7 protein-coding genes are annotated in these 9,716 nt (G+C 70.3%); 4 read left to right on the top strand and 3 right to left on the bottom strand.

Going from position 1 to position 9,716, the window contains the following annotated elements:
• Positions 1 to 2,808 (bottom strand): AAA family ATPase (locus AB0C25_RS23925; RefSeq protein ID WP_357376465.1); only part of this gene is annotated, 2,808 nt, incomplete at its 3' end.
• 166 nt (positions 2,809 to 2,974) lie between these two features.
• Between AB0C25_RS23925 and AB0C25_RS23920 the strand changes: the two genes are divergently transcribed.
• Both AB0C25_RS23920 and AB0C25_RS23915 read left to right on the top strand, forming a co-directional pair.
• Positions 2,975 to 3,421 (top strand): helix-turn-helix domain-containing protein, encoded by a 447-nt coding sequence (locus AB0C25_RS23920; RefSeq protein ID WP_357376464.1) that lies wholly within the window; start codon positions 2,975 to 2,977, stop codon positions 3,419 to 3,421.
• Positions 3,414 to 3,782 carry a DUF4180 domain-containing protein gene (locus AB0C25_RS23915; protein ID WP_357376463.1) on the top strand — a complete coding sequence of 123 codons (369 nt, stop codon included), beginning with the start codon at positions 3,414 to 3,416 and terminating at the stop codon, positions 3,780 to 3,782. Before AB0C25_RS23920 ends, AB0C25_RS23915 begins: the two co-directional genes overlap by 8 nt.
• 5 nt (positions 3,783 to 3,787) lie before the next feature.
• Here the strand turns inward: AB0C25_RS23915 and AB0C25_RS23910 are convergent, their stop codons facing one another.
• The gene (locus AB0C25_RS23910; protein ID WP_357376462.1) at positions 3,788 to 4,420 is read right to left on the bottom strand and encodes a hypothetical protein; all 633 of its coding nucleotides are present in this window, start codon (positions 4,418 to 4,420) and stop codon (positions 3,788 to 3,790) included.
• A gap of 171 nt (positions 4,421 to 4,591) precedes the next feature.
• Between AB0C25_RS23910 and AB0C25_RS23905 the strand changes: the two genes are divergently transcribed.
• Positions 4,592 to 5,428 (top strand): hypothetical protein, encoded by an 837-nt coding sequence (locus tag AB0C25_RS23905; RefSeq protein ID WP_357376461.1) that lies wholly within the window; start codon positions 4,592 to 4,594, stop codon positions 5,426 to 5,428.
• Between the two features lie 330 nt (positions 5,429 to 5,758).
• Here AB0C25_RS23905 and AB0C25_RS23900 read toward each other — a convergent pair whose 3' ends face one another.
• Positions 5,759 to 6,649, bottom strand: coding sequence for a hypothetical protein (locus tag AB0C25_RS23900; RefSeq protein ID WP_357376460.1), 891 nt, complete (start codon positions 6,647 to 6,649; stop codon positions 5,759 to 5,761).
• A gap of 623 nt (positions 6,650 to 7,272) precedes the next feature.
• Between AB0C25_RS23900 and AB0C25_RS23895 the strand changes: the two genes are divergently transcribed.
• The gene (locus tag AB0C25_RS23895) at positions 7,273 to 9,693 is read left to right on the top strand and encodes a hypothetical protein (protein WP_357376459.1); all 2,421 of its coding nucleotides are present in this window, start codon (positions 7,273 to 7,275) and stop codon (positions 9,691 to 9,693) included.
• Positions 9,694 to 9,716: the final 23 nt, after the last annotated feature.

The following is a 9,716-nucleotide window of genomic DNA, read 5'->3' as shown; positions in this document are numbered from 1 at the left end:
CCCGGTGAGCTGGCCTGGCCCGGTGAGCTGGCCTGGCCCGGTGAGCTGGCCTGGCCCGGTGAGCTGGCCTGGCCCGGTGAGCTGGCCTGGCCCGGTGAGCTGGCCTGGCCCGGTGGCCACGGTCGGGCCGACGGCCGCTTCCGGCGCGACGACCTGGCGTGCGGTGGCGGTGATGGGTGCGGCCGGATCGGTGGAGGTCGCGCCGAGCCGGTGGAGCACCTGCGTCATGCCGAGAGCTGTTGCCTCCCGGGCGGTGGCGGTCCGCAGTGCGGCAAGTGTCGCGGCGTCGGCCGGGTGTCCCCGCCCGGCGAGGGCGTTCGCGAGGCCGGCGCGGGCGATGAGCGACCAGGGGCGGGAGCCCAACCGGTCGGCGGAGTCACACGCGGCCGTGAAGCCGGCGATGGCGTCGTCCCAGCGCTGTTGGGCGGCGTCGACAAGCGCCAGCCAGTGGTCGACGGGGCCGCTGATGTCGCAGCCGAACAGCCCCACCGTCCACTCGCCGCGGTGCGGGGCGAGCGCGGTCCGCGCGGCCTCGCAGCGTCGCGGGTCGGCGGACGCCGCGGCGGCCTGCGCTTGCAACCGCAGCCAGAGCGGCGACACGGGGCGGGGGTACCGGATGGTGGTGGCCTCGATGCCGGCGGTCAGCCGGACCGTCGTCTCGTCGTCGCCACGCTCCGCCGCGGTGATCGCACGCAGCAACTCGCGGTAGGGGTAGTCGAGCGGGGCCAGGCCGTCCAGCAGGGTGTCGGCCTCGGCGTGCCGGCCCTGCAACAGCAGCCGGGACCACCGCAGGTGATGGCCCATGAAGCCGAACTCGGCGTGGCTCAGGTCGGTGATGTCGGCGAAGCTCTTGTCGGCCTCGGCGAAGTCTCCTCGGAAAGCCGCGATGATCGCGCTGTCGACGGTTGCCGCCATCTGGTGCCGTGCGAGCTCGCCCCGCCGGTCGACGCTGATGAAGGTGGTGAACTCGTCGTTGAAGCGGGGGTCGCCCAACTCCAGCAGCGCCACCCAGCGCAGCGCGGTGGCCCACAGCTCGGTCTCGCGGTCTCCCGTCCGGCGGGCCACGTCGCGGATCTCGGCGGTCAGCACGGCACGGGCCGCCGCGGTGCCCAGCCCCCAGGTGGAGTCGTGGCGGGCCCAGAGGCTGAAGGTGAGGGCCTCGTCGTCGCGCCCTCGACGAGCGATCGACTCGGTGGCGGTGATCAGGTCGGCGATCAGCGCGCCGACCGGCGCGTCCGGTTCCGGTTCGCCGATCAGCCGCCGGTACGCCTCGCGGACCAACTCCGCCGCCTCGATGGAGTCGGCGGTCTCCACCTGGCGAGCGCGGTTGACGATGAGCGCGACCCGAGCCAGCAGGGCCGGGTCGTCGAGGGTGCGGGCAAGTGTCCCGGCCTCGGTGAGCAGGCGCTCGGCCTCTTCCCGGTCGGCGTGGTGATATCGCGCTTCACCGAACTCGACGAGGATCCGCACCCGTTGCCCACGGTCCTCGACGATCTCCAGCGCCCGGCGGTAATGCACCGCTGCCTCGTCGGTGGCGAGTCGGGCGTACGCGTCCCGGCCCGCGGCGACCAGCAGCGTGGCCACCCGGGCCCGGTCGAGCGCCGGGCCGGCGAGGTAGGCGTGCCGGGCGAGGTCGGCCGGGATCAGCAGGTCGGTGAGCTCCCGCAGGTCGTCGACCGCCCGGACCACCGTGCCGTGGCGGGCCTGCCGATCGTCGTCGGTCAGACCGTCGTAGAGCGTCTCGCGGACCAGGTCGTGGGCGAAGGCGAACCGGCCGCCGCCCCGGGAGACCGCCAACCGGGCCGTCAGCGCGCGGTCGAGCAGCCTGTCGACCTGCGCCACGGGGGCGGTCACGCATGCCGCGAGGACCTGGCGGTGGAACTCGCGACCCAGCACGGCGGCGACGGTGAGCGCCTCGACCACGGCCGGGGGCAGTTGGGCCAGCCGACGCCGCACCGCCTCCCGTACGCCGGGCGCGATCGTGTCCGCCGCCTCGTCGGCATGCCACAGTCGGGCCGTCTGCTCGATGAAGAACGGGTTGCCGCCGGTACGCCGGTGCACCTCGTCGACGAGGCCGGCGGCCGGTTTCCGCCCGGCGGTCCGGGTCATCAACGCGGCCACCTCGTCGCGGGAGAGGCCGGTGAGGGTGATGGTGGTGGCCTTCGCGACGAGCGGCATCAGCAGCGGGCGGAGCGGGTGCTCACCCGACTCGACCTCGGCGTCACGGTAGGTGCCGATCAGCAGGAGGCGCTCGAACCAGGTGTGCTGGGCGGCGAAGCTCAGCAGCCGCAGTGAGGCCGGGTCGGCCCAGTGCAGGTCGTCGAGGATGACCACGACCGGCCGGTGCTGGGAGACCGCGACAAGTGCGGCGGTGACCCCGTCGTACAGGGCGAACGCCTCCTGGTCGGCGACGTCCGGGACGGTGTCGACGCCGGCCCAACCGGTCAGGCGGTCGGCCGGCTCCTTGCTGGTGCCGGACTCACCGAGCAGGGCCGCGAGGGCAGGCTCGGCGGCCTGCCGCGCCACCGCCCAGTCGTCGGCGGAGCGCCGCAGACCGCGCAGCACCTGCACCCAGGGCCAGTAGCCGGGGGCGCTGTCGGAATCCCAGCAGGCCGCCCCGAGGACCAACGCGCCGCGCTGCCGGGCCTCCCAGGCCACCGACGTGACGAGTGTCGTCTTGCCGATGCCCGGCTCGCCGGTGACCAGGGCGAGGCCGCCGTGGCTGGTGGCGGCCCGGTCCAACTCGGCGCGCAGCAGACCCGCGGGGTGATCCCGCCCGATGATGGCGTCGCCGCGCCGCACGTCCATGGTTTCCAGACGGTACTGGACACCTCCGACGATGGACGTCGAGATCTGACGACGGCCGGCCGCCGGCTGATGGCAGTGGGGAGCCGTGGCGCCGTGCAGCTGTTGTCGTCAACGAATTAGGTCGCAAGCTTCCGTAAACTTCCCTATCCAGATAGGTTAGGGAACGATGACGGAAGAAATATTTTCGGTGGAGCAGGTCGCCGACCGACTCGGGCTGCACGTACGGACGGTGCGGGGCTATATCCGCTCCGGCCGGTTGCGGGCCGTGCGGATCGGCAAGCAGTACCGGATCGCCGCCCGGGACCTCGACGCGCTCACCGGGCAGACCCACGCCGCCACTGCCGGGCCGGCGGAGGTGTCGAGCATCGTGCAGATCGACGGTGTCGACCGGGCCGCCGCCGATCGGCTCGGCACGCTCGTGCTCACCAGCGCCAACACCTGTCACGACCAGGCCAACCCGCTGCGGGTGCAGACGATGCACGACGAGCGACGCCACCGCATGAAGATCATAATCTTGGGCGCCCCGGCCGACACCGCCGAACTACTGCACCTGCTCGACGCCGTCCTCGGCGCCGACAACGGCCTACTCGACCGGGAGGTCCACGATGACTGACGAGATCCAGGAACGCGCCGGCACGCAGGTGCTGGTCTGCGACCCGGCCGGCCCGACCATCGCCACCGAGCAGGACGCGCTGGACCTGATCGGCGCGGCTTTCCTGGGCGCCCAGGTGGTCGCCGTGCCGGCCAACCGACTCAACGAACGCTTCTTCTCGTTGGGCACCCGTTTCGCCGGCGACGTGATGCAGAAGTTCGTCAACTACCGGCTGCGGTTGGCCATCGTCGGCGACATCTCGGCGCAGCTCGCGGAAAGCACGGCGCTGCGCGCCCTGGTGCACGAGTCGAACCAGGGTGGGCAGATCTGGTTCGTCCCCGACCTCGACGCGCTCGACGCCCGCCTGCGGGCGGCGCGATAGTCACCTCACCCGCCGCCGACGGTCATCTCGACCTCGTCCGCCTCGACCGCCCGCACCCGGGCCTGCTCGGCCGCCCACCGCAGGTAGGCCAGCCACTCCTCGGACGACCAGCCGTTGCGCCGGCCGACACCCGCCTCGGCGGGGAGCACGCCGGCCACGACACGATCGAGGATCAGGGGCTGTACGCCGCCGACCCCACGCCGGTAGCCGACGAAGTAGAGGACCTTCGTGAACAGGCCCGGCCCCAACCAGGGCAGGCGAGCGTCGTCGGGGTTGCCGAAGCGGCGGTACGCCGTGCGCAGCGCGGCCTCGTCGGGCGCTGCCGTGGCCACCTCTTCCAGCGCGTACGCCAGGCGTTTGCCGTTCGGGTCGGCGTCGAGCGACCTGGTGGCGCGCCACGGGCCGTACCCGATGGGTCCGTAAGCCCAGACCAGCACGGCGGTCAGCAGTTGGCGTGGGCTCACGGTGCCGGACCGGTACGCCTCGGCTACCGCGAAGACATCCCGCCGCCAGATCTCGCCGGTCGGCGGAAGGCCCCCGGGCCACGCGTTTCGCGGGAGCCCAGCGCGCCACCTGTCCATGTTGACCCGGACCGGAGCCCGCTCCCCCGGTAACACCACACCTTCGGTCGCCTGCATGGCGCCCTCCCTCAGATCGCGCGCTCGCGGAACTGCGTGGTTCGGACGCTATGGACGGGCGTTCCCACCCGCCGCCCGCCGACGGCATAACGCGGTATCGATTGCCTGGGCGGGTCGCAGCGCCTCTCGACAGGATCGAACGACGTCACATGGTTGATCTACGGTGTTCGCGTGCTTCCCCGAAACGAGAAGATTCTCGATCAGGTCCGCGCCGAGGCGCTGCGCCGCGACATCCCCTCCGCCGAGATGCAGCGCTGGCTGGGGCTCGCCCGCCCGTCTGCGCTCCTGACACAGCAGGGTGATGGGCCGGTCGTGGGCGCCATCCGTGGGCCCGTGCTGCTTCCCGCCGACGCCAAGGACCCCACGTTCCCCCTGATCGCCACCATCGACTGTGCTGCCCTTCCGGCAGACGTGACCGACCTTCCGCTGCCGGCCGACGGCCAGTTGCTGCTGTGCGGTTGGCCCGAGGAGGACGGCTACGGCGAGGTGATGTACGTGCCGGCGGGCGTGGCCGTCGAGGAGCGTGAGCAGTATCCGCCGGACTTCTCTCCGGACGACGAGGAGTGCGCCGAGGTCTACGCGGAGATCCCGCAGGGCGATCTGCACCTCACCGTCGACATTTCGCTGCCCTACGTCAAGACGATCCCGGGGCCGCCGTGGTCTGCGCCGTTGCCGGGCGATCCCCCGTTCGAGGAGCTGACCAGGGTGTGGCAGGAGGTCATGGGCGACGTGCCGGACGGCGCCTTCTCCTACCTGGGCCATTCGACGCCGCTGCTGCTGGGCGGCTACGGCACCGACCGCAACGGTTTCAACCCCGCCTGGTTGGGCGCCAACCGCTCGGGCAGCGCCGGCAAGGACGGGCCACCCGACACCGGTGACTGGGTTCTGCTGGCCGAGTTCCACGGCGGCAGACAGGGCGGCGCGACCATCCACTGGGTGATACAGCGTGCCGACCTGAAGGAGCGACGCTTCGACCAGGCCAGCGTCTTCGTCTACTGGAATCCGTGAGGCCGAGGGCCCAGGACTAGCCACACGGTGACCGGGTACGCGCGATCCATGGGTAGCCACAAGCAGAACAAACACGACAGCGGCGGCGAGTCGGCGCGAGGTCGGCGGCATCCGGGCAGCGGCGCTCCGGGCCGCCAGGGTTCGACCGTGGAGCACTCGCCTGACCAACGTCACCGCCGTACCGCGACCGGGTCCGCTGGCACAGAGCGCGACCTGGGCCGAGCCAAGGTCTCTGGCGACGGGCGGATCCAACGCCAGGGCGGATCGTGAGCTGACCGGTCACGGGTGTTGCCGCCCCGTGTTCGCGGGGCGGCAACACCGGATGGTTGGTTACGCCGTGGCGCAGATGGCGTACGACGTCTCGGACCAGTTGCCGGCGAAGGCATCCTCCTCGTACGCACCCGAGTCGACTGTCGTCGGCGCAATCGCGGGACCGCCGTTGGGTCGGAAGTCGTCCACGATGCCCTCACCGGTGACGCCGTTCAGCTCGTAGCCGGCGCCGGTCAGCACCTTGCCGGCCGGGCAGCCCGCGACGACGCTGCGGAAGTCGAGTGAGTTGTTGGCGCCCACGGCCGACGCGCGGACCAGACCGGGCAGCGGGTTGGCGCAGATCGCGTACGCGGTCACCGACCAGTTCAGTGCGGTGGCGTCAGCTTCGTACGCGCCTGCGGTGACGGAGGTCGGCGCGGTGGCGACGCCGCCGTTGGGGCGGAAGTCGTCGACGACACCCTCACCGGTGACACCGTTCAGCTCGTATCCCGTGCCGGTCAGCACCTTCGTGCCCGGGCAGGCGGCCGTGGCGGAGTGGAAGTCGGCCGAGTCGTTGACGCTGACCGCGGAGACCCGCACCAGGCCGGGCAGCGGGTTGGCGCAGATCGCGTACGCCGTCACCGACCAGTTGCCGGCGAACGCCTCCGTCTCGTAGGCGCCCACGGTGACGGACGTCGGCGCGGTGGCGACGCCGCCGTTGGGGCGCAGGTCGTCGACGACACCCTCACCGGTGACGCCGTTCAGCTCGTATCCGGTGCCGGTCAGCACCTTGGTGCCCGGGCAGGTGGCCGTGGCGGAGTGGAAGTCGGCCGAGTTGCTGACGCTTGTCGCGCTGATCCGGACCAGGCCGGGGACCGCGGCGGACGCCGGGCTCGCCGGAACGAGCACCGCCCCGGCCGCGACGAGACCGAGCACGAGTACGAGCGCTCGGGCTTGTGTGTTGGTGCGCATGGTGTTTCTCCCGTCTGAGGCCGGACGGCGGCGTGACGACGCCGACGCCGAGCCGTTCGTGATGACGGGTTCACGGTAGGTAACTGCACGAACAGGCATTATCTCCAAACCGACTACGTCGCGTAACGGACCGTGGTGTCTGCTGGGTGGATCCGGTCGGTGCGTACCGGCGGCGGACGGGGGCGGTGACGCCGATGGCGACACGCCGATGAAGGTGAGCATTACCTCGGCGACGCCGATGGCGACCGGGGCGCCGCGCGGGAGTTGTCGAGCCGTTGCGCTCCGCTACGACAGGTCGGGGTCGTGTGCGGTAGCGCCATCATCGGGGGTCGGTCCCGCCCACTGAGCAGGGAATCAGTACGCTCTGTCACGGCACACCAGCACTTCGGTCACTCACCCTAGATCGAAGTAAGTGACTGTTACAGAGCGTGATAGAGAGATTCCCTAAAGTGACCCTTCGGCTACCATTTAGTAGGTTTCATATGTGACTGTGAATAACCCACTCCTTCGCCCGAAGTCGAGGTATTCTCTGAGCCGCGCATATCCCGCGCGCCCCTGTTCTCGGCCGACGCAACCCCCGGTCGCCCCCTCCACCCTCAGCACGAAGGGCCGACCGAACGGACATGGACGACGGCGTCGATGACCTCTTGCGGGACAGTTCGGTCGCCGCGGCCACGCGGTCCTGGGCAACGCTGATGGGTGGCACGGTCCGGGCACCACTGGTCCCCCTGCGGACCCACGGCTACACCAACGCCTTCCTGTTCACCCTCATGTTCAGCCGTCCAGTTCTCGGTCGGGGCACCATCACCGAAAAGTTCCTCGTGAAGGCGCACAACCGACGGACCGACGAACAGGCTCGGCATGAGCAGGCACGGCAGTCCAACCCGGAATTCGCCCGTCGTCACCTCGTCCGGCAGATCCATGCGCCATACCCGGTCGACGCCGAACGCATCCTGACTTTCCAGGAGATCGTCAACGACGGCCTTCCGGTGACCACCATGGACATGCTCGCCGACAACCCCCTGCGCAACACCTTTCGCGTGGTCGCGGAGGCACTCCTGAACTACTGGAACAGCCTGCCGGTGAGCGATGGTCGGCAGGGGCGGCCGACCGAAATCACCACCGTCGGCGATTACCTCCGTCGTGAGCTGCTGTTGGCCAAAGCCCTGGACGGAGTGTCGCAACTGGGCGGTCGTCTCGAGTTGGTCGGTCCGACGGGCGACTGGATCGTCGTGGACGGCATCGTCCTACCGAATCCACTGCGGATGTTCGCGGAGGATTCGCCGATCGGGGCGAGAAGGATCGAGTACGTCCAGGGGTTCGCGCACGGCGACCTGCACGGCGGCAACATCGTCATCCCGCTCGACGAGGACGTGTTGCGACCAGAAAAGTTCCGCTTGGTCGACCTCGAAACCTTCGAGGCCACCGCTCCGCTCACCCGGGACCTGGCCTGCCTTCTGCTTACCACCCTGCTACGCCACGTCGCACCACCACTGGCCGAGGATGGACGGGGACTCCCCGCCACACAGGCCACGGCGCTGATCAGCAAGCTGCTCCAGCCGAGCGCGAACCGGCGCAGCCCAGCGTTGCCCCGCGTGCTTGACGATCTGGTGGACACCGCCGATCGAATCGGTCGGAATGCCGTCAAGGGCGGCTTGGGCCAAGAGTGGCAGACGCAATTCCGGCTCTCCCTGATCGCCCAGGCACTGATCTGCACGACCTACGACAACCTCGACGAGGGCGGGCGTCGGTGGTGCCTCCGCCTGGCTGCCGAGACGTACGCCAGAGAATTTCCCTCGACGGCCAGCACGCCCACCCCTTCCGGACCGCCCGTGCTGCCGCAGCCTGCGAGCGACCAACCGGTACGGCCTCGAACCGCCAACCGCCCTCCCCAGCAGCGGCCGGGCGGCGACGTCTTCGACGGGGGCTACGCGGACAACGTGCACGCCGAGCCGGGGTCTCTGCACGCCGACTTCTCCCGTCCGGCACGCAACGCGAGCAAAAACAGCAACTCGGCGACAACGGCGCGCACCGGACCGACTGGCAACTCAATTCACCCTGACCCGGGGGTTGGCAGCCAAACGGCCTCGCAACGACCCGCCTCGCTCGGCGAGGGTGTACCGCATCCACGTCAGCCGCTCAATGACGGCGTGGCGTGGACGGGGAAGCCTGCGAAGCGCCGGAACGTTCCGAAGGCAGGGCTTGGGTTGATCACGGCGGCCGTCATCGGCGGAGCGGCCCTGGGCGCGGTAGCAGGACCCGGGTCGATCGCTTCCGATCGACCACGGGGCACCACCGCGCCTCCGCCGCGGAGTGTCCCAGATGTGCCCGACCGTGGGTCGTCGCGGGACGATGCCAGGTCCCGGGACGAGGCCAGCCAGCGGTTGAACGATCTCGCACTTCAGGTCGCGGCGCTGCGGGAGCCGATGCCGCCCGGTCGCTACACCTTCACCTGCCGCCGGGTATGGGCTCCTGAGACGTCTGATCAACCGAACGATCCAAAGACGCTGTATCAGGAGGTACGGCTGTGGTGGAATGCCCGCCGCGCGGGCCGGTCCGTCATGACGACTGCGGTCGCTCACGGCTATCCGGCGGTCATCCCGGACGTGGGGACGTACGGCGATGGAGAGCTGACGGAGGTCCTCCCGCTGCCGGCGGAGAACCCTGGCGCGCTGCGTGACCAGCTCGGTCAGCTTCTCGAAGTGGGTCCACCGGCGCGACAGAACGCCGCGGGGGCTCTGCGGCTCGTGGCCCGGTTTCACCAGAACCACCTGTTGACGCCCCGCCAGCGGGCGGCGCTCCTGTCGTATCTGGCCGGGACAAAGGGAATCACGTATCGCAAGGCGCAGGTCGACCAGGCGAACCGGCGTGGCTACGCATTCAGTGCCGACGACGGTGAGGGCCACCGGGACACGCTGATGTTCGACGAGGGCGGGCATTTGCTCAACCACGAGCTGACCACGGTCGAGGGCGCGCTCATCAGCTACGACCTGCTGCTGACCAGCACGAGGACCGACACGACCGCAGACCGCGACTGCGACTGAACCCGCTTCGGTCCTGGTCCCCG

Source organism: Micromonospora sp. NPDC048839 (assembly GCF_040649915.1).
Lineage (GTDB): Bacteria > Actinomycetota > Actinomycetes > Mycobacteriales > Micromonosporaceae > Micromonospora.
This window is presented reverse-complemented; position numbering and strand designations above follow the sequence as displayed.

Excerpts from the sequence above, each read along its gene's own strand:
- AB0C25_RS23920 (WP_357376464.1), top strand. The coding sequence starts at position 2,975 with ATGACGGAAGAAATATTTTCGGTGGAGCAGGTCGCCGACCGACTCGGG.
- AB0C25_RS23915 (WP_357376463.1), top strand. The coding sequence starts at position 3,414 with ATGACTGACGAGATCCAGGAACGCGCCGGCACGCAGGTGCTGGTCTGC.
- AB0C25_RS23910 (WP_357376462.1), bottom strand. The coding sequence starts at position 4,420 with ATGCAGGCGACCGAAGGTGTGGTGTTACCGGGGGAGCGGGCTCCGGTC.
- AB0C25_RS23900 (WP_357376460.1), bottom strand. The coding sequence starts at position 6,649 with ATGCGCACCAACACACAAGCCCGAGCGCTCGTACTCGTGCTCGGTCTC.
- AB0C25_RS23895 (WP_357376459.1), top strand. The coding sequence starts at position 7,273 with ATGGACGACGGCGTCGATGACCTCTTGCGGGACAGTTCGGTCGCCGCG.